Raw genomic sequence first — 21,286 nt, forward strand, 5'->3', positions numbered from 1 at the left:
AGGCTATCCGCACGTGAAATCTGCTAGCAGAGCCGCCGCCATGCCCGAATCAGAGAAAAACGACGAATACTGGATGGCGCGTGCGCTGGAGTTGGCGGCCAAGGGCGCTTTATTAGGTGAAGTTCCTGTAGGTGCGGTTATTGTTCGCAATGGTGAAGAGCTGGGCGCTGGGTATAACACACCTATTACCGGGTGTGATCCTACTGCTCACGCTGAGATATGTGCATTGCGTGATGCGGCAGCGAGAGCTGAGAATTACCGGCTGACCGGAGCAACCCTCTACGTTACGTTGGAACCCTGCACCATGTGTGTGGGTGCCATTGTTCATGGCCGCATTAGCCGGCTTGTTTACGGCGCCTGCGAACCCAAAGCGGGTGCGATAGAATCTGCACGCCGAACTCTGGATGAACCCAACCTGAACTGGCAAGTAGAGGCGGTGGGTGGCATTCTGGTGGATGATTGCAGCCGGATGATCAGTGACTTTTTCAGCCGCCGGCGGGCCGAAATCCGGCAGCGGCGCAAACAGGATTCATGGAAGGAGTAAGTCTGAATGAAAGTATTGGTAACCGGCGGGGCCGGATACATTGGCAGCCATGTGGTGCGACAACTGGCAGAAGCCGGTCACGACATCGTTGTTTTTGATAATCTTTCGACGGGTTACCGCTGGGCCGTTACCGCCGGTGAGTTGGTGGTGGGTGATCTGGCGAATGAGGCCGAGATCGATCAGGTCTTTTCAGAGCACGAGTTTGAAGCGGTTCTGCATTTTGCAGCCAATATTGTGGTTCCGGAGTCCGTTACCAACCCGCTCAAGTATTACAGCAATAACACTCGCAATACCCTGAACCTGCTCAAAGCCGTCGATAAGCACAAAGCGCCGTATATGGTGTTTTCTTCAACCGCTGCAGTTTATGGCATGCCCGAGCAGACGGTTCTTACGGAAGATCTCCCGCTTGCCCCGATCAATCCTTACGGCGCATCCAAGATGATGAGCGAGCGGATGATTATCGATCTTGCAGCCGCTTCCAGTCTGAATTACGTGGTGTTGCGCTACTTTAACGTGGCAGGCGCCAATCCTGATGGGCTGCTCGGCCAGGCAACGCCGGAAGCGACTCATTTGATTAAGGTTGCCTGTGAGTGTGTAACCGGTCAGCGCGAAGGAATGAGCGTATTTGGCACCGATTACGACACCCGTGATGGCACCTGTGTGCGTGATTATATTCACGTAGAAGATCTCGCCAGTGCCCATGTTATGGCTCTGGATTATATGGCCGGGGGCGGGGAGTCAAAAGTGATGAACTGCGGTTATGGCCGCGGGTTCACGGTGCAAGAAGTTATTGATGTGGTGCACAGACAATCTGGTGTCGATTTCCCCGTAGAGAAAGCGGGCCGTCGAGCTGGTGACCCAGACGCACTGATGGCAGACAATTCATTGATCAAAAAAACCCTGGGCTGGAAGCCTGCCTATGATGATCTGGAAACGATTGTTGGCACTGCTCTGGCCTGGGAAGCAATCTGGCAGAAGAAGAAAGCTGCGGCTAGCCAGTAAGAACCTGTTTTTAACATTTAAAATGTCGGGATTTAACGGATGAACATTACGATTTTTGGTACCGGTTATGTAGGGCTTGTGACTGGAGCCTGCTTGGCCGATGTTGGCCATAACGTACTCTGCATGGATGTTGATCAAGCAAAGATCGACAAGCTGAAGAACGGCCAGATCCCCATTTTTGAGCCTGGGCTCGAAAATATTGTAAAGCACACAGTGGAAGCAGGGCGCCTTGCGTTCACAACCGATGCAGAGGAAGCCGTTCAGCACGGCACGCTTCAGTTTATCGCGGTTGGTACGCCACCGGACGAAGACGGTTCGGCAGATCTGCAGTATGTAACGGCGGTAGCCAAGTCTATCGGGCAGTACATGGACGACTACAAGGTGATTGTAGACAAGTCCACCGTGCCAGTCGGCACTGGCGATAAAGTAAAGGCTGCGGTTCGTGCGCAGCTTGATCATCGTGGCCTGGAGCTTGAATTTGATGTGGTTTCCAACCCGGAATTCCTGAAAGAAGGCGCGGCGATCAACGATTTCATGAAGCCGGACCGCATCATTATTGGCACGGATAGCGCTAGAGCTTCAGATGTACTGCGCGAAGTGTACTACCCGTTTAACCGCAGTCATGACCGCATGATTTTCATGGATATCCGGTCTGCGGAGCTAACCAAGTACGCAGCCAACTCTTTATTGGCCACCAAGATCAGCTTCATGAACGAAATTGCGAACCTGGCAGAGCGCTTGGGTGCGGATATCGAAGCGGTTCGTCGCGGCATAGGCTCCGACCCGCGCATCGGTTATCACTTTATTTATCCTGGTTGCGGCTACGGTGGTTCGTGCTTCCCCAAAGATGTGCAAGCGTTGGCGCGCACGGCGAGCGACTGCGGCTATGACGCGCGTTTGCTCAATGCCGTAGAGGCAGTTAACTACGCTCAGAAGCACGTGCTTTTCGACAAGATCAGCCACTATTTCGGTGGTGAGCTGAAGGGTAAAGTGGTGGCGATTTGGGGGTTGGCGTTCAAGCCAAACACAGACGACATGCGCGAAGCCTCAGCTCGTACTCTGATGGAAAATCTCTGGAAAGCTGGCGCTAAAGTGCAGGCGTTTGATCCAGAGGCGATGGAAGAAACCCAGCGTATTTATGGTGACCATGAAGGCTTATCACTGTGCGGAACAAAGGAGCAGGCTTTGCGGGGTGCCGATGTGTTGACCATCTGTACCGAGTGGAAAGAGTTCCGTTCACCGGATTTTGCAACGATTGCCTCGGCGTTGCGTGAGCCGGTTGTGTTTGATGGCCGTAACCTTTACGAGCCGGAAATGCTGGAGCGTCACGGCCTGATCTATTACGCCATTGGTCGTGGCCGTAACCAGTTTCATTTGTGAGGGTATAACGATGACTCAGAGCCAAGATCAGAATTACCGACTTCACGAACGGCTGGCGGCAGATACCATCAGCCTCGGTCATAGCGGTTTATGTGAAATCCGGTTGATGAATGACCAAACCTGGCCCTGGGTATTGCTGGTGCCGGCTCTTGCCGGCATTCGCGAAATTTACGAGTTAAGTGCAGCCCAGCAACACCTGTTGATACAGGAATCCTCAGCGCTCAGTCGTGGCATGATGGAAGCATTCGGCGGCGATAAGATGAATGTGGCTGCACTCGGCAACATGGTGCCCCAGCTGCACTTGCATCATATTGTCCGATTTGAAGGTGATCCGGCCTGGCCCGGCCCAGTGTGGGGAAAGCAACCGCCGGTGCCTTATGATAAAAGCCGTCTCGAGGAGGTTAAGCGGTCTCTGGCTACCGGGTTGCCTCATGCTTGGCTAGACGTTGCGAGCCGATCAGAATCATCCTGAGCTCGGTTTTCAACTTTATTTTCAGCTCTTCCCGCTCTTTAGGCGTGGCATCCAGCGCATCCGCGCCTTGGTTGAACACCAGAGTAACCATTGCCTCAGCAACCAGCCGCGCATCAGAAAGAGGCTTGCGCTGTTCTTCCGCCAAACGCCGCAGATCGTCCGCAAGCTCTGCTACGAAATGATCAATCTCGGCTTTAATGGCAGTCCGGAACGGCTTGGAGCCACCGGTGCGCTCCCGCAGCATTAGCCGGAACAGGTTGGCGTTGTCGCCAAGATACTCCATAAAGGTTTCTACAGAGGTAGAAATAGCGCTGCCATCCCGGGCAATCCGCTTGCGCGCCTGGCGCATAAGCTGTCGCAAAGCCACGCCGCCTTCATCGACCAATACCAGCCCCAACTCATCAAGATCTGCGAAGTGGCGATAGAACGACGTTGGCGCAATTCCGGCCTCCCGTGCCACTTCCCGCAGGCTCAGGCTCCCAAACCCGCGGTCCGAGCTCAATTGGGCGAGGGCAGAGTCCATCAGGGAACGCCGGGTGAGAAGTTTCTGCTCGGCTCTGGTTGACAAGGTAGTGGCTCCAATAACACATGAGCGCAGTAGTCTAGCGGTCTGCTCCCTGAGAGGGAACCACCATGGGTTGTCGGAGCCAGATTATCCTCAGCCCTTGCCCGGGGGGGTAAACAAGCCTGATTTTCACCGCCATTATGTTTATAATAAGCCGCCTGCTTTTCAGACAATTACGTAAACATCAGATACAACGGGAACCGGTATGCGCAGTCATTATTGCGGTGGGATCAACGAATCTCACATCGATCAGGAAGTTACACTTTGCGGATGGGTACACCGCCGCCGTGACCATGGTGGGGTTATCTTCTTGGATCTGCGAGATCGGGATGGCATATCCCAGGTTGTAGTAGACCCAGATACCCCCGAAAGCTTTGCACTTGCCGAAAAAGTGCGCAGCGAGTATGTGGTTAAGATCACAGGCTTAGTGCGTCGTCGTCCGGCAGGCACCGAGAACAGCAACATGCCCACGGGCCAGGTTGAAATGCTCGGCAAGGAAGTCACCATTCTGAACGCCGCAGCCACGCCTCCGTTCCCGCTGGATGAGCATGTAGATGTAGGTGAGGACGTTCGCCTGCGCTATCGCTTCATCGATTTGCGTCGCCCAGAGATGCTGAACCGCCTACGCTTTCGTTCGCGGGTAACCAGCTACATCCGCAACTACCTCGACAGCAACGGCTTTATGGATGTGGAAACACCCATCCTAACCCGTGCCACGCCCGAAGGTGCCCGTGACTATCTGGTGCCGAGCCGTACTCACGAAGGCTCGTTTTTCGCGCTTCCGCAGTCGCCTCAGCTGTTCAAGCAAATGTTGATGGTGTCTGGCGTAGATCGCTATTACCAAATCGCCAAGTGCTTCCGAGATGAAGACCTGCGTGCAGATCGTCAGCCTGAGTTCACCCAGGTGGATATCGAAGCATCCTTCGTTGACGAAGAAACGTTGATGAACCTGAACGAGGACATGATTCGTGCTCTGTTCAAAGACGTTATGCAAGTGGAACTGCCGGCATTCCCGCGCATGCCTCATTCCGAAGCCATGGATCGATTTGGCAGTGATAAGCCAGATTTGCGTATTCCGCTGGAGCTTCAAGATGTGGGTGATCTGGTCGCCGGCGTCGATTTCAAAGTATTTGCGGGCCCGGCAAATGACCCTCAGGGTCGTGTAGCAGCTCTGCGTGTACCCAAAGGTGGTAAGCTGAGCCGCAAGCAGATTGATGAGTACACCAAGTTTGTCGGTATCTACGGTGCCAAAGGCTTGGCGTACATCAAGGTGAATGATCTGGCCAAGGGCGTGGAAGGCCTGCAGTCGCCAATCGTTAAGTTCCTTGGTGATGATGTTGCCATGGCCATTATCGAGCGCACGGGAGCTGAGGACGGCGACATCGTGTTCTTTGGCGCCGACAAAACCACGGTTGTAAATGAAGCTCTGGGCGCGCTGCGGGTTCGCGTTGGCCATGATTTAGACATGCTCACCGCTGCATGGGCACCCATGTGGGTTGTGGACTTCCCGATGTTCGAAGAGTTGCCAGATGGCGGGTTTACGGCTATTCACCACCCGTTCACGGCGCCGAGTTGCAGCCCGGAAGAATTAGCGGCGAACCCGGCAACGGCTTTGTCCCGTGCCTACGATATGGTTCTGAACGGTACCGAGTTGGGTGGCGGTTCTATTCGTATACACAGTGGTCAGATGCAGCAGGAAGTGTTCCGCATTCTGGGCATTAGCGAAGAAGAGTCCCGCGCTAAGTTCGGGTTCCTACTTGATGCCCTCAAGTACGGGTGCCCGCCCCATGGCGGTTTGGCCTTGGGCTTGGATCGTCTGATCATGTTGCTCACCGGATCCAGCTCTATCCGTGACGTAATTGCCTTCCCGAAAACCCAGAGTGCAACCTGCTTGATGACTCAAGCACCGGGTGAAGTGGATGAGAAGCAATTGCGTGAGCTGAACATTCGCCTACGCAAAAAGCCGGCAAAAGCGGCTGACGATCAGGCTTCTGAAACCGAAGAAACGTAAGCAGGCACTGATGTGACGACTATTCTGGGTGTCGACCCCGGCTCAAGGATCACCGGTTACGGGATTATCCGCGTCGAGGGCCGGCACATAGAATATATCGACAGCGGCTGTATCCGCATGGGTGAGAAGCCCATGCCGGAGCGGCTGAAAATAATTTTTCAGAGCCTGGTGAGTTTGATCGGTGAATACCGGCCAGAGGAATTTGCCATTGAGCAGGTGTTCATGGCCCGTAACCCAGATTCCGCACTCAAGCTTGGGCAGGCCCGTGGCGCAGCTATAGTGGGCGCCGCCACTAGTGGGCTGGCCGTTCATGAGTACTCCGCACGACAGGTTAAGCAGGCTGTGGTAGGCACTGGCGGTGCCGACAAATCCCAAGTACAGCACATGGTTCAGGTGTTGCTGTCACTCTCCCGCAAACCCCAAGAAGATGCAGCCGATGCCCTGGCAATCGCCCTGTGCCACGCACACATGAATCAAAGTATTGTGAGAGTAGCAGGCGCTGCGGGCAAAGCGCGTAGTGGGCGCGTGCGACAACAATAAGCTGCTCTGCGGAGCGGCAGGAGGCTTTCCTTGATAGGTCGTATCCGAGGTATTTTGATCGAAAAGTCACCCGGCCAGGCACTGGTTGAGTGCAGCGGCCTGGGTTATGAAGTTGATATCCCTTACACCACCTTCTTTCACCTGCCAGAAGCCGGGCAGGAAGTTACCCTTCATACACATTTTGCGGTCCGCGAAGACGCCCAAAGTCTCTTTGGATTTGCGTCACGGCTCGATCGTGACCTATTCCGGTTGCTGATTAAGGTTAACGGCGTGGGTCCAAAAATGGCCACCGGCATTTTATCTGGCTTGGATGCACAGCAGTTTATTCACTGTATTGAAGGGCGGGATATCAACTCACTGGTTAAGCTTCCGGGCGTTGGCAAGAAAACCGCTGAGCGCCTGTTAATCGAGATGACAGACCGTATCAAGCAGCTTGAAGGGCAGTTTATACCTGCGTCTACGCGCACAGAGGGTTCCGCAACAGACACTTCCCAGTCTTCAGCTAACTCACACAAGCCCGTTGACGAAGCAGAGGCAGCGCTGATCGCTCTTGGGTATAAGCCCCAAGAGGCCGCGCGGGCCATTACCAGAGTTGCGGAAGAGGGCATGTCCAGCGAGGCCCTGATTCGTCTGGCCCTGCGCAATATGATCCCTGCTTGATGACGTGATGTTAATGTGTCGCCTGTATAGCGCCAAACCTGTAGAGAGCGTAACGTGACACGCACAGGGCTGTTTGTACAATTGGGTCACTTTTGGTTTCAAGTGGCAGTCTATTGATTCCCGATAAGCGGATGAGTAAATGATTGAGTCCGACAGACTGATCTCAGCCCGGACCGGTGACAACGAAGAGGTGCAGGATCGAGCTATCCGGCCCACGTTGCTTTCGCAGTATGTGGGGCAGCCCGTCGTACGGGAACAGATGGACATCTTTATGTCTGCGGCTCGTGGTCGCCGAGAAGCACTGGATCATGTGCTGATTTTTGGGCCGCCAGGGCTGGGTAAAACCACGCTTGCGAACATTATTGCCAATGAAATGGGGGTGGCCATAAAAACCACCTCCGGGCCAGTGCTTGAAAAAGCCGGGGATTTGGCAGCAATGCTTACCAACCTTGAGGACGGAGATATCCTCTTTATTGATGAGATTCATCGTCTTAGTGCTGTAGTGGAAGAGATATTGTATCCGGCGATGGAAGACTATCAGCTGGATATCATGATCGGCGAGGGGCCAGCAGCACGCTCGATCAAGCTGGACCTGCCACCGTTCACCTTGGTAGGCGCAACCACCAGGGCTGGTCTGCTTACATCGCCCCTGCGGGATCGTTTCGGCATTGTGCAGCGCCTGGAGTTTTATAACACCGCGGATCTTACGCACATTATTATGCGTTCCGCGCGCTTGTCAGGCGTTGATCTTGATGAAGAAGGCGCCTACGAGATAGCGCGTCGTTCTCGGGGAACGCCCCGAATAGCGAACCGGCTGTTACGTCGGGTGAGGGATTACGCAGAAGTGCGGGCAGATGGCTATATAAACGCAGCAATTGCAGACCAAGCACTGAACATGCTGAAAGTGGATGGGCAAGGTTTCGATCATATGGATCGGCGGTTGCTGCTAGCGATGATTGAAAAGTTTGATGGTGGGCCAGTAGGCGTTGAAAGCCTTGCCGCGGCGATCAGTGAAGAGCGGGGTACGATTGAGGATGTGATTGAGCCTTTTCTGATTCAACAGGGCTATATCATGCGTACGCCCCGTGGTCGTATGGTGACCTCTCATGCGTATCAGCATTTCGGTATTGTGAAGGAGAGTTCGGATTCTGCAGGAGGCCCCTTTGAGTGACGGTCAAGCCCCGGCAACGTTCACATGGCCAGTCCGGGTATACATTGAAGACACAGATGCAGGCGGCATTGTTTTTCATGCGCGCTATCTGCATTACATGGAGCGCGCCCGCACAGAGTGGGTGCGTAGTTGCGGGGTAGGGCTTCGGGCAGGAATGGCCGAAAACATAAGTTATGTCGTGCAGCGCCTGTCGATTCACTATGCTGCGCCGGCCGTGCTCGATGACGAGCTCACCGTAACCGCAGAGCCGGTGGCATTTGGTCGGGTTTGGATGGAGTTTCGGCAACGGGTTGTCCGGGTGCGAGATAAAAAGCAGTTATGTGAAGCAGATGTACGAGTTGCCTGTATAGCCCTCGATAGCGGGCGTCCAAGGCGTTTACCAGAAAACATGCGAGCGCTGCTCGAACAGTACAAGCAGCACCCTGAAACAAAACACGAAATAGGCCAGGAGTAAGCGGTGGATTCGGAACTGTCAGTATGGAGTCTGATTTCAAATGCCGGTGTGTTGGTGCAATTGGTTATGTTGCTACTTGCCGCCGCATCGATAATGTCTTGGGCGTTTATTTTTCAGCGCTTTCAGGTGTTTCGCAAAGCCCGGCAGGCGCAGCTCGCGTTTGAAGAGCGCTTTTGGTCCGGCATGGATCTGGGGCAGCTCTATCGCGAAGTGAGCGCTGAGCCGACACCCTTCTCTGGGATGGAAACGTTATTTCGTGCCGGCTTTAAAGAGTTTTCCCGGCTGCGCCAGCAAAGCCATGACGCAGATGCTGTCATGGAAGGAACCCAGCGAGCCATGCGAGTCGCATTTTCCCGTGAACAGGAGCGCTTTGAAGCCCATCTGTCGTTCCTTGCCACGGTGGGCTCCACAAGCCCGTATGTCGGTCTGTTCGGTACCGTGTGGGGCATTATGAATTCGTTTCGCGGCTTGGCTCAGGTTCAGCAGGCTACGCTGGCCACGGTGGCACCAGGCATTTCAGAGGCGCTGATTGCGACCGCCATGGGCCTGTTTGCCGCGATTCCGGCGGTTATTGCCTACAACCGGTTCTCTACCAAGTCGGATGCGCTTTTGAAGAATTTTGAAACCTTCGCGGAAGAATTTTCCAGCATTCTCCATCGTCGGGTTCATAGCGCTAATAGCAGCGCTAATAGCAGCGCCAATAACAGCGCCAATACCAGTGCCGATAAGGGTGCAGAGTAGTGACGATAGCCATGACGCTTACCTTTAACAGCCGGAGTACAGTGCTATGAAAGGCATGGGGATGATGCCCGAAAATCGGCGTAAGCCGATGGCAGAAATTAACGTCGTTCCGTATATCGATGTAATGCTGGTGCTGTTGATTATTTTCATGGTCACGGCGCCTATGCTCATTCAGGGCGTGAAAGTGGATCTGCCGGAGACCTCATCTGACCCGATTCAGGCAGACAAAAACGTGGAATCCATCGTCGTGTCTGTCGATTCCAACGGCGCCTATTACGTTGAGGTTGGTGATAAGGGCAGCGACCCTATGTCTCTTGCGGAGGTTCGTGAGCAGGTAGCCAAAATCTTGTCTCAAAGGACATCCAGCGACATTCTCGTGCGCGGTGACGAAAACGTGGATTACGGCACGGTGGTGCGTTTGATGGCAGCTCTTCAGGGTGCGGGGGCAACCAGCATTGGTCTGATTACCGATACGCTCCCGGACAAAACGTGAGATCAGGGCAGGCGGAATTGTTGTGATAGGCCACGAACGGGACATTATCAGTACTGGAGTGCCGGCTTGGAAGTCACCAGTCGCGCTGTCGGTTGCGTTGCACCTTCTTATCGTCGGTGTTGCCCTTGCGGGTTGGTCGTGGTCGTCTCCCATTCATGAGCCGCCTCCCAACAGTGTGTCTGCTCGCCTTATTACCCAGCAGAAGCCCGAGCCTAGTCCGGTTGTTGAACCGGTAGAGCAACCGGACCGAGAGCAGGAGCAAAAGGAGCTGGAGAAAAAGAAGCAGGCGGACGCGCAAAAACGCCAAAAAGAAGAAGCGGCGCGCAAGGCTGCGGAGCAGAAAAAACGCGAAGACGCCAAGCGAAAAGTTCAAGAGCAGGAGCGCGAGCAGGCCAAGGCCGAAGAGCGTAAGGTTCAAAAGGCACGTGAAGCAGAAGCGGTACGCCAGAAGGCAGACGCTGAATCGAAAGAGCGGGAGCGCCAGAAGGCAGAAGCTGAAAAGCAGCGGCAGCAAGAAGCCAAGCGCAAGGCCGAAGAGGAAAAGCGGCGCCAGCAAGAACAGCGTGAGCGCGAAGAAGCCGAACGCAAGAAAAAAGAAGAGCAGGCGCGTAAGGAGGCAGAACGTAAGCGTCTAGAGGCTGAGCGCAGGCTCCAAGAGCAGCAGCTGAAAGCTCAGGCCGAGCAAGCAAACAAAGCCAGCGCAGAAGAGGCGCAACGCAAAAAACAGGCCGCCGCTGCCAAAGCTCGAGAAGCCCAAATGCTGTCTGAGAGCCAAAAATATCAAGCGTTGATCCGTGAACGCCTCAGTCAGGCTTGGTATCCGCCTTCTTCAGCGACAGAAGACATGACCGCTCGGTTGCAGATTACCTTGCTGCCAACCGGTGAGCTGGCTGGCGTAAAATTGCTGGCTAGCAGCGGAAACACGGCGTTTGATAACTCTGCGCTAGGCGCAGTAAAGTCTTTAAACCGGTACCCGGTGCCGTCTGAGCGGGACACGTTTGAAACCTATTTCCGCCAGTTTACCATTGAATTCAATCCTCGCAGATTGAGATAAGGAAGCGGGTAACACTATGATGCAGAAAGTTTTTTTCAGGCTATCAAAGGCGTTTTATGTGGCGGTTGCCCTGATGCTTCTAACTACCAGCGCCCAGGCCGAATTACTGATCCGTGTTACCGAAGGAGCCGATTCCGCTATCCCATTATCAGTGGTGCCGTTTTCCGAAAGTGGCAGCATGCCAGCAGGGGATAAGCTGAGCAGCATTGTTCAGGCCGACCTGGCTATGAGTGGCGAGTTTCGTCCGCTATCTCCGGAGAAGATGCTGAGCCTGCCATCAAAGCGTGCAGACGTATATTTTCGAGACTGGCGCATGCTTGGCCAGCGATATGTGCTGGTAGGCGAACAAACCCGAAACGGCGATCGGGTGGAGGTTCGTTATGAGTTGTTTGATGTTAACCGTGAAGAGCGAATCCTTGGTGAAACCGCCGCAGCGCCAGCCTCAAATATGCGCTCACTGGCCCACCATGTCAGCGATAAAGTATATGAGGCTATTACCGGCGTTCCCGGGGCTTTTTCTACCAAGCTGGCGTTCGTAACGCTCGATAGGGCAAACGGAACATCCCGTTATCGGTTGCAGGTGAGTGATATAGACGGCAAGCGCGCCAGGGTTCGTCTTGAAAGCAAAGAGCCTATTCTGTCGCCAGCATGGTCACCGGATGGCAAAAAGCTGGCTTACGTTTCGTTTGAAACTGGCAAGCCCGTTATCTTTGTCCATCAGCTCAGTTCTGGGCAGCGCACAAAAGTGGCCGACTTCCCGGGCCTCAACTCAGCGCCGTCCTGGTCGGCAGACGGCCAGTCGCTTCTCATGACGTTATCGAAAGATGGTAACGCTGAGATCTACCAGATGAATCTTCAGACTCAGAAAGTAACAAAACTGACCGACCATTGGGCGATTGATACCGAGGCAGCCTGGGATAGTTCCAATGAAGGCGTGTTCTTTACCTCAGACCGCTCTGGTGGCCCACAGATTTATTACATGGCAAAGCCCGGTGCTGAGCCACGGCGCATCACGTTTGGTAGTCGTTACAATGCGCGCCCGCGCCCGGACAACACAGGCGATTATGTGTATTACGTACACCAGCGAGATCGGGCGTTCTTGATCGCACGCACCAACCTTAAAAGCGAGGAGGAAACAGTTCTTACTCGTACAGAATCCGATGAGTCCCCCAGCGTGTCGCCGAACGGCCGCATGTTGATATATGCCACCAAGCACAGCGGTGAAAGCGTACTGACTGTCATCTCCGCCGACGGTGGCGCTGCATACAGCCTTCCCGCCTCGGAGGGTGACGTCCGCGACCCCGCTTGGGGACCTATTGTTCGGTAGTGGGTGATTGCAAAAGCATTCATCTGATAAGGCAAAAATCTAAGTCAACCAACGGAAAGGAATGAACCATGAAGTTGTCAGCTCAAACCAAAGTAATTGCTCTTTTGTTCTCCGCAGGCCTTTTCGCCGGTTGTAGCACTACCGGTGAAAACATGGAAGAAGGCGGCTACGACTCCGATGTAGCGCCGATCGATCAGGATCAAGGCTCTACCGTTTATGGCGGTGGCGATCAGGATGGTGTTTCTTCGTCTTCCATGACTGAAGAGGAGCGCATGGAGATTCAGCAGCAGTCTGAACAGCAAGCCCTGCGCGAAATCACCACATTCTATTTTGATTTTGACACCTCCGAAATCAAGCCTGAAGCTCGCGACGGACTGATGGCTCACGCCCGCTATCTGTCCAACAACCCTGGCCAGAACGTGCGCCTTGAAGGCCACGCTGATGAGCGTGGCTCCAAGGAATATAACCTGGCCATAGGCGAGCGTCGTGCCAATGCTGTTCAAAGCTTCCTGGTTGTGAATGGTGCTTCACGGGGCCAAATGGAAACCGTAAGCTATGGTGAAGAGAAGCCAGCGGTCATGGGCTCTTCAGAGAGCGCATGGGCACAGAACCGTCGTGTGGAACTGGTATTCGAGTAAACGCACACACAACATCAGGTTAAACCCATGAGAAAACAGCTCATGGCGGCAGTGATTTTTCCGCTTGCCCTCGGGCAAGCGGAAATAACGCTGGCGCAGTCATCTACGTCCGCATACAAGAGCAATGCCTCAGAGGCCGAGCGCACGGCCAATACTAGTCAGGCCACGTCGGAGCTGTTCTACATGATCCAGCAGCTTCAGGGCGAGGTGCGGCGGCTTCAGGGTGAATCTGAAGAGCAACGACACCTTTTAAAACGACTGCAGAGCCAAGGCAGAGACAGATACATAGATCTGGATCAGCGCATTCTCGATCTTTCACAGAAAGTGTCGGCCCAGCCTCAGGCTGGCGAGGCTGCAGGTGGCGCAGCTGGAAACAAAAAGAGCACGGCTGAAGTGCGAGAGTATCGACAGCCCGAGGCCGAGGAGCGCAAAGCATACAAAGCCATTCAGGATCTTATTCATAGCGAGAAAGAATACGATCAAGCCATCAGTCAGCTTTATGAGTTTATCGATAAGTACCCAGAAGGGGACTTAACGGTGAATGCCTATTACTGGCTAGGTGAGGTGTATCTTGTAAAGCCTCAGCTTGAGCAGGCGCGCCAAGCTTTCTCTATTGTGGCAACCCGTTATGGGGATCATCGCAAGGCGCCGGACGCCGTCTACAAGCTGGGGGTGACGCTGGATCGGCTCGACAAGAAAGCTGAGGCTCGTCGCCAAATGGAGCAGGTTGTTAATGACTATCCCGAAAGCGAAGCGGCCCGGTTGGCCAAAAAATTTCTGGGCTCTAGCCAAGGCTGAGAACCAGTAATTAGAGAAATATTTAAAAACATGGCGCGAAAGGGTTGATCGTCGGGGAAAAATCATTACTATATGCGCCTCGCTTGGGTCGTTAGCTCAGTTGGTAGAGCAGTTGGCTTTTAACCAATTGGTCGATGGTTCGAATCCATCACGACCCACCATATCGATATTCCGGGGCAGTTTCTGAGCCGCCACGGAATCGATCAGGGTCTCCAGGCACTGGTCACAAGTTTTGGGTCGTTAGCTCAGCTGGTAGAGCAGTTGGCTTTTAACCAATTGGTCGATGGTTCGAATCCATCACGACCCACCATATTTTGAAACTTAAAAAAGTTAAAGCTTAAAAGGCTGCAGAGATGCAGTCTTTTTTTTTACTTATTGGTTTACCTACGGCTGCGGCCAAAGTGGCTGTTGCGAAACACGGTATAGTCCGTACAGTGCTACGGGTGTTTGTAATGATATACTCAGGCGCAGAAAGTAACTGAGAGTAGCTGTAGATGACTAAAGCTGAAGACCGAATCCGTGTTCATGAACACTTGGCCCGTGCAGCGGAGCCGAAGCCGCTCAGCGCTGATGAGAAGGCGCGGCTTGAAGCTCGTATCAAGGTTGCCCTCAAGGAAAAAGACGCCGTGCTCGTGGCGCACTACTACACAGATCCAGATATCCAGCGCCTTGCTGAGGAAAGCGGTGGCTGTGTGGCAGACTCACTCGAAATGGCCCGTTTTGGGAATCAGCATCCCGCCACGACCGTGGTTGTGGCCGGCGTTCGTTTCATGGGTGAAACCGCCAAAATACTGAATCCTGAAAAGCGTGTTTTAATGCCCACGTTGGAAGCAACCTGCTCTCTCGATGTCGGGTGTCCAGCAGATGAGTTTCAAGCTTTCTGCGATGAGAACAGCGATCGTACTGTTGTGGTTTATGCCAATACGTCGGCCGCAGTAAAAGCCCGTGCAGACTGGGTTGTAACGTCTAGCTGTGCTCAGGCAATCGTAGAAGATCTGGATTCTCGTGGAGAGAAAATTCTTTGGGCACCAGACAAGCATCTTGGCCATTACGTTCAGAAAACCACGGGCGCAGACATGCTGCTATGGGATGGTTCATGCATCGTGCACGAAGAGTTTAAGCATCGCGGTTTGGAAGACCTTAAGGCCATTTACCCAGATGCAGCGGTTCTGGTGCACCCAGAATCTCCAGACGCGGTGGTTGAAATGGCGGACGTGGTTGGCTCAACATCGCAGCTGATTCACGCGGTGCAAACCTTGCCGAACCAGCAGTTTATTATCGCTACGGATAACGGCATTTTCTATAAAATGCAGCAGCTGGCGCCCAATAAAACCCTTATTGAAGCACCCACAGCCGGTAACGGCGCTACGTGCCGCAGTTGTGCCCAGTGTCCGTGGATGGCCATGAACGGCTTAGAAAACCTGCTTCATGTGATAGAGAATGGTGACCAAGAAGTGTTTGTGGATTCACAAACGCGAGAGGCCGCGCTAAGGCCTCTAAGGCGCATGCTGGATTTCACCGCGGGGATGAACCTTCAGGTGGCTGGTAACGCCTGAAATCAGCTGTTTCGGCTCGCTTGAAGGCGGTTGGTGATTTCACTCAGCCGCTCGCTTACCACTTGCCGCTGGGCTGAGCCTGCTGGCAGTTTCTCTTGAGCCTGCCTCAGCTGCCTTTGGGCCGACTCCAAATCTCCCATTAGTGCATCGTATTCCGCCCTGGCGCGGTGAACACCCACGATGTTTCTGGCCATGCCTTCGGCTTCTGCCAAACGTAACCACAGATACTCCTGCTGGGGCATTCTGCGGGTCAGTTGTTTGAGGTACTCAGCGGCCTGTGTGCCATTGCTGGCTGCAATTTCCACATCTGCAAGGGTTGAGGTAATAGGGTAGTTGCCCGGGTTTCGGCTAAGAGCCTCTTTTAGCAGCGATCGCGCCTCATCCAGTTTTTTCTCCTGAATCCGAATCTCTGCCAGTGTTACCTGGAACGTTATCCGCCCTGAGTTGCTGGCCAGCAACTCGTTGATAGTATCGGCCGCTTTTTCAAACTGATTGTTACTCAAGTAGGCGACCGCCAGCCCGTATCGGATCGCTTCGTTGCTTTGGGCATCCGGTTTGTTCGGATAGTTTTCGAAGGTGTCCACGGCAATTTCAGGCGAAGCCGCATAGTGCACCTGCAGGCGGCTGCGCATCAGATGGTATTCTTGGGCGTCTCGAATCGTCTTCTCAGGATACTGCGCCGCACGGTTACGGGTATCGGCAACCCGGTTCTGCGTCAGAGGGTGCGTTGAAAGGTACTCCGGCATGTTGTTTCCCTGTAGCCGGTTCTGCCGCATCATAATCTCGAACATTTCAGGCATGCCCTGGGGATCTAATCCGGCGGTCGCCAGAATATCTAGCCCCACCCGGTCGGCTTCCTGCTCGTGCGAACGGCTATACGCCAGCATATTCTGTATTGCTAGGGCCTGTGTGCCGGCGATGGCGGCTATGCCTATATCGGATTGCGTAACCGCAGAAAGCACAATGCCAGCAATCATTCCGGCAATGGTGAGGGGCGCACTGGTTTCCTGTTGTTCCAGCCGGCGGGCAAAGTGCCGCTGGCTAAGGTGGGCAAGCTCGTGGGCGAGCACGGAAGCGAACTGCTGCTCCGTAGCAGCGTTAAGAAACAGGCCCCCGTTAACACCCACAATACCGCCGGGAACCGCGAAAGCGTTGATGGCGGGGCTATCAATCAGTGCCAGGGTGAGATTGCGATTGTCCAGGGGGGCTGAGGGCACCAGTCGGTAGATAATGGCGCTGAGATAATCGTATACCAGAGGATCCGTTATGCGCGGTGCAGATCGCCGGATCGAGACCATAACCTGCTGGCCTATATCACTTTCCTGTTGCCCCGAAATAAGGCCGCCCCCGGTGCCTCCAATGTTTGGCAGCCGGGTTTCCTGCGCAGTCGACACAGGGCTTGAAACCAGAGCAAACGCAAAAGTCATGGCGATCGACAGCTTCCGGTAACAGCCAAACTCCGTAAGAACGTTAATCATGTAATGCTATGTGCTCCTGATTCGAACCGTTCCTGTAACCGCAGATTTTGGTTGACGTTCCGATACAAAATCCTGATCTGCGGATTAACAGGTATTGTGATGCAATACAGTATCACTGGGGGCATAATGCCGGCTTGCGAATTCCATGTCTTGTGATGGTGCACCTTTTATATGGTCGATCGTACACTGGATACGTCTGGGCTTCGTTGCCCAATGCCTCTGCTGAAAACAAAATTGGAACTCAATGGCATGTCCCCTGGCGAAAAGCTTGAGGTGATTGCCACCGACGCGGGCTCCGCTCGCGACATCCCGGCCTTTTTGGCGTTGTCTCGCCACCGCTTGGTGAATTCCTCAGAAACTGATGGCCAGTACTGCTTTGTGATAGAGTGCGGCGGCTAATTTCCGGAGTCCTTGATGGTCAAAATTTTACGCGGTCTCGCGCACAAATATTTTTCAGACGACGAAGCCGTCATTCTTTTCCTGATTCTGGTGATAGGCACAGTTTTTGTGATCTGGTTCGGCGCCATGCTTGCACCGGCGATTGCCTCCCTCATCGTTGCCTTTATTCTGCAGGGCCTGGTTACCCGACTTAACACCCTCGGCGTGCCCGAGGGCCTGGCAATACTTGGCGTGTTCCTGATATTTCTCGGTGTGCTGGTGGGGTTCATCTTTGGCCTGTTGCCGCTGATATGGACTCAGGTCAGCAACCTCGCAGGCGAAGCCCCCCGTATCATCGGCGAGCTGCAATCCTATGTAGAGTTGCTGCCCGACGAGTACCCGCACATCATCTCAGCCCAAACGGTTAGCAGCCTTTACGGCCAGGTGAACACGGAAGTAGGGCAAATGACCCAGTGGCTTGTGTCCGTCTCAATATCCAGTATTCCCGACTTGGTCGCGTTGCTGATATACATGGTGCTGGTGCCGATTCTGGTGTTCTTTTTTCTGAAGGATCGGGAAGTTCTGCTTGGCGCCATCTCAAAGTTGTTGCCGCCCCAGCGCCCCATGATGTTGAAAATCTGGCATGAAGTGAACTTGCAGTGTGCCAACTATGTGCGGGGAAAAGCCCTAGAAATCATGATAGTTGGAGGCGCAACCTACATCGGGTTCAAGCTTATGGGTGTACCTTATGCGGCACTGCTTTCGCTTTTAGTGGGGCTGAGCGTTGTCATTCCGTACATCGGCGCTGCCGTGGTTACTATTCCGGTTGCAGTGATTGCACTGTTCGCCTTCGGTTGGGGCAGTCATTTCATCTGGGTGATGGTGGTATACGGAACTATTCAGGGCTTGGACGGTAACGTGCTGGTCCCCGTGTTGTTCTCCGAAGTGAACAATCTGCACCCGGTTGTGATCATTATCTCGGTGCTGTTCTTTGGCGGTATTTGGGGGTTGTGGGGCGTTTTCTTTGCCATTCCGTTGGCGACTATGCTGAAGGCAGTATTCTTTGCCTGGCCGGTGAAGGGGCCTGCTTCCTTAACGACTTCAGACGAGGGGTAATTTAATTTCCTTGTGTCAGTTCGTGCCCAACATTACCATATCTAATTTACTCGGACGGAGCTTTTATGATTACGGGTAGCCTTGTCGCACTGGTCACGCCCATGCATCCAAACGGTGACATTCACTGGGAGGATCTGGACAAGTTGGTCGATTTTCATCTGCAGAACGGTACAGACGGTATCGTTGCTGTAGGAACCACCGGTGAATCCGCAACGCTCGATCAGAAAGAGCACTGCCGGGTAATGGGCCATATCATCAAACGTGTTAACGGGCGGGTTCCTGTTATTGCCGGTAGTGGCGGTAACAGCACCCGTGAAGCCATCGAGCTGACCACCGAAGCCTACAAGCTTGGTGCAGATGCCTGCCTGTTGGTTGTGCCTTATTACAACAAGCCGACTCAGGAAGGCCTGTATCAGCACTACAAAACCATCGCAGAAGCGGTGCCGGGGCTGAGCCAAATGCTCTATAACGTGCCTGGGCGCACCGCATGCGACATGCTCAACGAAACCGTTCTGCGCCTGGCCGATATTCCAAACATTGTTGCCATCAAAGATGCCACCGGCAATATCCCCCGCGGTGCAGAACTGATCGATGCGCTGCACGGCAGGCTGGCTGTCTATTCTGGCGACGACGCCACTGCAGCTGAGCTCATTCTTGCGGGCGCTCAGGGTAATGTGTCTGTTACCGCGAACGTAGCGCCCAAAGGCATGGCCGAGATGTGCGCGGCAGCCATTGCGGGCAACCGGGAAGAGACGGAGCGTTTGAACGAGCTTCTGATGCCCCTGAACCGCAAGCTGTTCCTAGAAGCCAACCCCATCCCGGTTAAATGGGCGCTTCAGCGCATGGGTATGATCGGCGAAGGTATACGGCTGCCGCTGACTCCGTTCAGCGAGAAGTTCCACGCCGAGCTTGAAGAAGCTATGAAAGCCTCGGGTGTACTCTGAGTTTGCTGACACCAACCCTGAAACAGTCCCATACAGAGAGAAGGCCGATGTCGGTTCTTTCAGGAACCCGTAAGTTTTTTGCACTCCGACCCTTGGCTATTGCATCCGGACTACTACTCGCTGTCGCGACGTCTGGTTGCAGCCTGATCGAAGATCGTTCTGAACGCTATGTGAACGCGAAGGAAGGCGACGCCTTGGCGCTGCCAGAAACAGCGGATTCGTCCCGCTTTTCTCAGGTAATGCCCGTTCGCCAGGTAAACTCAGCAGACGCCAGCAACATGTATCCGTCTGATATTCCTCGGCCACCGGATATGACCTCAGAAATTCTCGACGAGAACTACGCGGTTGAGGAACTCGATAGCCGAGTTTGGCTGCTGGTAAACGATGTGCCGGGTCGCATCTGGCCTGCAGTAACGGCTTATATGAATGAGCAGAGCCTAGGTGTCGCCCACGACAATCCACAACTGGGCCTGATGCAAAGTGAGCTGGCCAACTTTAGTATGCGCGCCCGTGAGCTTCTTGAGCTTTCCAGTGAGCCCGCCGAAGCGACCACTGCCGAGCCTAAAGCGGTATTGCAGGTTCGCATTGCTCCTGGTGTTCGCCGTAAAACCACCGAGATCCAAGTGCGCAAGCTCACATCCGAGAACACGGCGGACGAAAGCTCGTCTTGGCCCAATGAGCTGATTTCCTGGCGTGGTGTGTCAGAACCTTCACCGGAACAGTTGGCGCTGCAGAAGCGCCTTCTTGCCGATCTTGGCGAATTCTTGAAAGCCCGTGAAGAGAGCAAGTCATTCTCCCGTGCAGCTTCGGGTATGGTCACCAAGCCGTTGGTGAAGCTTGTCACTGAGAATGATAAGGCGCAATCCATCCGCATGGATCTCGACTACGGCCGTTCGTGGGCCGAGGTGAACCGATCGCTCATCGAGTCAGAGGTTGTAGTGGTTGACCTCAACCGCAGTGAAGGCTGGCTCTTTGTTGATGGTCGCACCGCCGATGAGCGCGATTCGGGCTGGTTCAGTTGGTTCAGTGATAAAGAAAAAGCCCGCCATACTCACACGGTTAATCTGGTTGAGAGCGATGGCCATGTGCAGGTTACCGCTGAAGAGGCCGAAGGCTACAGCGGTGACAGGCGTGCTGAAGATCTGCTCACACAGCTGTTCGATTACCTATACTGATTAAGAAAGGGCGCCCGCAGCGCGGGCCCCTGTTTTGGAGACTATAATGGAAAAGCGCGAAGAACTTTACGCAGGCAAAGCCAAATCTGTGTTCTACACTGACGATCCAGATCGTTTTGTTCTTGTCTTCCGGGATGATACCTCGGCATTTGATGGCGAAAAGAAAGAACAGCTGAATCGCAAAGGTATGGTGAATAACCGTTTCAACGGGTTCATCATGGAAAAACTGGAAGCTGCGGGTGTACCAACACATTTTGAAGGTTTGTTATCTGCTACCGAAGCACTCGTCAAAAAGCTGGACATGATCCCGGTAGAGTGTGTGGTGCGGAACATCTCTGCTGGTAGCTTGTGCCGTCGCCTTGGTGTGGAAGAGGGGCAAGAGCTTACCCCGCCGACCTATGAGTTGTTTTTGAAAGACGACGCGCTGCACGACCCCATGGTAAATGAGTCTCTGGCGGTGAGCTATAACTGGGCGAGCGAAGCGGAGCTTGCCCGCATGAAAGAGCTAACTTACAAAGTAAATGACGTACTGAAAAACCTGTTTGATGAAGCTGGAATGCTACTGGTGGATTACAAACTGGAATTCGGGCGTAGCGGTGGAGAGATTGTTTTGGGCGATGAATTTAGCCCAGACGGCTGCCGTATCTGGGATAAGGAAACCCGGAAAAAGATGGACAAGGATCGCTTCCGCCAAGGGCTAGGCGACGTTATCGAAACTTATGAAGAAGTTGGTCGCCGCTTAGGTATCAGCTTTAACTGATCATTACCGATAAATCCAAACAGACAAAA

General features: G+C 53.9%; 23 protein-coding genes and 2 tRNA genes. 23 read left to right on the forward strand and 2 right to left on the reverse strand.

All coding sequences use genetic code 11. From position 1 onward, the window contains the following. Positions 1-40: 40 nt before the first annotated feature. The 4 genes from tadA to CPH80_RS03170 are packed head-to-tail and all read left to right on the forward strand — an operon-like array spanning position 41 to position 3,398. Positions 41-544, forward strand: coding sequence for a tRNA adenosine(34) deaminase TadA (gene tadA / locus CPH80_RS03155; protein WP_096275580.1), 504 nt, complete (start codon positions 41-43; stop codon positions 542-544). Between the two features lie 6 nt (positions 545-550). Next, the gene (galE, locus tag CPH80_RS03160; RefSeq protein WP_096275581.1) at positions 551-1,546 is read left to right on the forward strand and encodes a UDP-glucose 4-epimerase GalE; all 996 of its coding nucleotides are present in this window, start codon (positions 551-553) and stop codon (positions 1,544-1,546) included. Positions 1,547-1,585: 39 nt separating this feature from the next. Continuing rightward, positions 1,586-2,926, forward strand: coding sequence for a UDP-glucose dehydrogenase family protein (locus tag CPH80_RS03165; RefSeq protein WP_096275582.1), 1,341 nt, complete (start codon positions 1,586-1,588; stop codon positions 2,924-2,926). Positions 2,927-2,936: 10 nt separating this feature from the next. Continuing rightward, complete coding sequence (locus tag CPH80_RS03170) at positions 2,937-3,398, forward strand: HIT domain-containing protein (RefSeq protein WP_096275583.1); 462 nt, start codon at positions 2,937-2,939, stop codon at positions 3,396-3,398. Here the strand turns inward: CPH80_RS03170 and fabR are convergent. Further along, positions 3,343-3,966 carry an HTH-type transcriptional repressor FabR gene (gene fabR, locus CPH80_RS03175; RefSeq protein WP_096275584.1) on the reverse strand — a complete coding sequence of 208 codons (624 nt, stop codon included), beginning with the start codon at positions 3,964-3,966 and terminating at the stop codon, positions 3,343-3,345. The genes CPH80_RS03170 and fabR overlap by 56 nt on opposite strands. Before the next feature lie 202 nt (positions 3,967-4,168). Here fabR and aspS point away from each other — a divergent pair, with 202 nt between their 5' ends. From aspS to nadA, 14 genes are all read left to right on the forward strand, one after another. Then, positions 4,169-5,974 (forward strand): aspartate--tRNA ligase, encoded by a 1,806-nt coding sequence (aspS, locus tag CPH80_RS03180; protein ID WP_096275585.1) that lies wholly within the window; start codon positions 4,169-4,171, stop codon positions 5,972-5,974. A gap of 12 nt (positions 5,975-5,986) precedes the next feature. Then, entirely contained in the window at positions 5,987-6,514 is a 528-nt protein-coding gene (ruvC, locus tag CPH80_RS03185; RefSeq protein WP_096275586.1) for a crossover junction endodeoxyribonuclease RuvC, read from the forward strand. Between the two features lie 30 nt (positions 6,515-6,544). Continuing rightward, complete coding sequence (gene ruvA / locus CPH80_RS03190; protein ID WP_096275587.1) at positions 6,545-7,174, forward strand: Holliday junction branch migration protein RuvA; 630 nt, start codon at positions 6,545-6,547, stop codon at positions 7,172-7,174. 139 nt (positions 7,175-7,313) lie between these two features. Further along, positions 7,314-8,345 carry a Holliday junction branch migration DNA helicase RuvB gene (gene ruvB, locus CPH80_RS03195; RefSeq protein WP_096275588.1) on the forward strand — a complete coding sequence of 344 codons (1,032 nt, stop codon included), beginning with the start codon at positions 7,314-7,316 and terminating at the stop codon, positions 8,343-8,345. Beyond that, a complete protein-coding gene (gene ybgC / locus CPH80_RS03200) occupies positions 8,338-8,799 on the forward strand; it encodes a tol-pal system-associated acyl-CoA thioesterase (protein WP_227520331.1) in 462 nt (153 codons plus the stop codon). The genes ruvB and ybgC overlap by 8 nt, the downstream gene beginning before the upstream one ends. Positions 8,800-8,802: 3 nt before the next feature. Next, positions 8,803-9,540: a protein TolQ gene (gene tolQ / locus CPH80_RS03205; protein WP_096275590.1), complete on the forward strand. Its 738-nt coding sequence runs from the start codon at positions 8,803-8,805 to the stop codon at positions 9,538-9,540. Between the two features lie 46 nt (positions 9,541-9,586). After that, a complete protein-coding gene (gene tolR, locus CPH80_RS03210) occupies positions 9,587-10,033 on the forward strand; it encodes a protein TolR (protein WP_096275591.1) in 447 nt (148 codons plus the stop codon). 22 nt (positions 10,034-10,055) lie between these two features. After that, a complete protein-coding gene (gene tolA, locus CPH80_RS03215) occupies positions 10,056-11,087 on the forward strand; it encodes a cell envelope integrity protein TolA (protein ID WP_172898580.1) in 1,032 nt (343 codons plus the stop codon). Between the two features lie 73 nt (positions 11,088-11,160). Further along, entirely contained in the window at positions 11,161-12,414 is a 1,254-nt protein-coding gene (gene tolB / locus CPH80_RS03220) for a Tol-Pal system beta propeller repeat protein TolB (RefSeq protein ID WP_413772284.1), read from the forward strand. A 68-nt stretch (positions 12,415-12,482) separates the two neighbouring features. Beyond that, positions 12,483-13,052, forward strand: a complete 570-nt coding sequence (gene pal, locus CPH80_RS22890) for a peptidoglycan-associated lipoprotein Pal (protein ID WP_096275593.1) — start codon at positions 12,483-12,485, stop codon at positions 13,050-13,052. A 27-nt stretch (positions 13,053-13,079) separates the two neighbouring features. Next, positions 13,080-13,850 carry a tol-pal system protein YbgF gene (gene ybgF / locus CPH80_RS03230; protein WP_096275594.1) on the forward strand — a complete coding sequence of 257 codons (771 nt, stop codon included), beginning with the start codon at positions 13,080-13,082 and terminating at the stop codon, positions 13,848-13,850. Between the two features lie 85 nt (positions 13,851-13,935). Then, positions 13,936-14,011 (forward strand) — tRNA-Lys (locus CPH80_RS03235). A 73-nt stretch (positions 14,012-14,084) separates the two neighbouring features. After that, positions 14,085-14,160: transfer RNA gene (locus CPH80_RS03240), tRNA-Lys, on the forward strand. Between the two features lie 184 nt (positions 14,161-14,344). After that, positions 14,345-15,406 (forward strand): quinolinate synthase NadA, encoded by a 1,062-nt coding sequence (gene nadA / locus CPH80_RS03245; RefSeq protein WP_096275595.1) that lies wholly within the window; start codon positions 14,345-14,347, stop codon positions 15,404-15,406. Between the two features lie 2 nt (positions 15,407-15,408). Here nadA and CPH80_RS03250 read toward each other — a convergent pair whose 3' ends face one another. Then, complete coding sequence (locus CPH80_RS03250; RefSeq protein ID WP_264754861.1) at positions 15,409-16,833, reverse strand: M48 family metalloprotease; 1,425 nt, start codon at positions 16,831-16,833, stop codon at positions 15,409-15,411. Between the two features lie 222 nt (positions 16,834-17,055). On the opposite strand from CPH80_RS03250, the gene CPH80_RS03255 reads away from it, so the two are divergent. The 5 genes from CPH80_RS03255 (at position 17,056) to purC (ending at position 21,257) form a co-directional block, all read left to right on the forward strand. After that, positions 17,056-17,283: a sulfurtransferase TusA family protein gene (locus CPH80_RS03255; RefSeq protein ID WP_096275597.1), complete on the forward strand. Its 228-nt coding sequence runs from the start codon at positions 17,056-17,058 to the stop codon at positions 17,281-17,283. A 15-nt stretch (positions 17,284-17,298) separates the two neighbouring features. Beyond that, positions 17,299-18,378 (forward strand): AI-2E family transporter, encoded by a 1,080-nt coding sequence (locus tag CPH80_RS03260; protein WP_096275598.1) that lies wholly within the window; start codon positions 17,299-17,301, stop codon positions 18,376-18,378. Between the two features lie 65 nt (positions 18,379-18,443). Further along, on the forward strand, positions 18,444-19,322 hold the full coding sequence (gene dapA, locus CPH80_RS03265) for a 4-hydroxy-tetrahydrodipicolinate synthase (RefSeq protein WP_096275599.1): 879 nt from the start codon (positions 18,444-18,446) through the stop codon (positions 19,320-19,322). A gap of 47 nt (positions 19,323-19,369) precedes the next feature. Then, the gene (gene bamC, locus CPH80_RS03270) at positions 19,370-20,497 is read left to right on the forward strand and encodes an outer membrane protein assembly factor BamC (protein ID WP_096275600.1); all 1,128 of its coding nucleotides are present in this window, start codon (positions 19,370-19,372) and stop codon (positions 20,495-20,497) included. Between the two features lie 46 nt (positions 20,498-20,543). After that, positions 20,544-21,257, forward strand: a complete 714-nt coding sequence (gene purC / locus CPH80_RS03275) for a phosphoribosylaminoimidazolesuccinocarboxamide synthase (RefSeq protein WP_096275601.1) — start codon at positions 20,544-20,546, stop codon at positions 21,255-21,257. Positions 21,258-21,286: the final 29 nt, after the last annotated feature.

This window comes from Marinobacter sp. LV10R510-11A, assembly GCF_900215155.1.
In the GTDB taxonomy this organism is placed as follows: Bacteria; Pseudomonadota; Gammaproteobacteria; order Pseudomonadales; family Oleiphilaceae; genus Marinobacter.

Coding starts and splice junctions, on each gene's coding strand:
- CPH80_RS03250 (WP_264754861.1), bottom strand. CDS start 16,833: ATGACTTTTGCGTTTGCTCTGGTTTCAAGCCCTGTGTCGACTGCGCAG.
- CPH80_RS03260 (WP_096275598.1), top strand. CDS start 17,299: ATGGTCAAAATTTTACGCGGTCTCGCGCACAAATATTTTTCAGACGAC.
- dapA (WP_096275599.1), top strand. CDS start 18,444: ATGATTACGGGTAGCCTTGTCGCACTGGTCACGCCCATGCATCCAAAC.
- galE (WP_096275581.1), top strand. CDS start 551: ATGAAAGTATTGGTAACCGGCGGGGCCGGATACATTGGCAGCCATGTG.
- tolR (WP_096275591.1), top strand. CDS start 9,587: ATGAAAGGCATGGGGATGATGCCCGAAAATCGGCGTAAGCCGATGGCA.
- CPH80_RS03255 (WP_096275597.1), top strand. CDS start 17,056: ATGGTCGATCGTACACTGGATACGTCTGGGCTTCGTTGCCCAATGCCT.
- ruvB (WP_096275588.1), top strand. CDS start 7,314: ATGATTGAGTCCGACAGACTGATCTCAGCCCGGACCGGTGACAACGAA.
- pal (WP_096275593.1), top strand. CDS start 12,483: ATGAAGTTGTCAGCTCAAACCAAAGTAATTGCTCTTTTGTTCTCCGCA.
- ybgF (WP_096275594.1), top strand. CDS start 13,080: ATGAGAAAACAGCTCATGGCGGCAGTGATTTTTCCGCTTGCCCTCGGG.
- purC (WP_096275601.1), top strand. CDS start 20,544: ATGGAAAAGCGCGAAGAACTTTACGCAGGCAAAGCCAAATCTGTGTTC.
- nadA (WP_096275595.1), top strand. CDS start 14,345: ATGACTAAAGCTGAAGACCGAATCCGTGTTCATGAACACTTGGCCCGT.
- tadA (WP_096275580.1), top strand. CDS start 41: ATGCCCGAATCAGAGAAAAACGACGAATACTGGATGGCGCGTGCGCTG.
- bamC (WP_096275600.1), top strand. CDS start 19,370: ATGTCGGTTCTTTCAGGAACCCGTAAGTTTTTTGCACTCCGACCCTTG.
- CPH80_RS03170 (WP_096275583.1), top strand. CDS start 2,937: ATGACTCAGAGCCAAGATCAGAATTACCGACTTCACGAACGGCTGGCG.
- tolB (WP_413772284.1), top strand. CDS start 11,161: ATGCTTCTAACTACCAGCGCCCAGGCCGAATTACTGATCCGTGTTACC.
- aspS (WP_096275585.1), top strand. CDS start 4,169: ATGCGCAGTCATTATTGCGGTGGGATCAACGAATCTCACATCGATCAG.
- CPH80_RS03165 (WP_096275582.1), top strand. CDS start 1,586: ATGAACATTACGATTTTTGGTACCGGTTATGTAGGGCTTGTGACTGGA.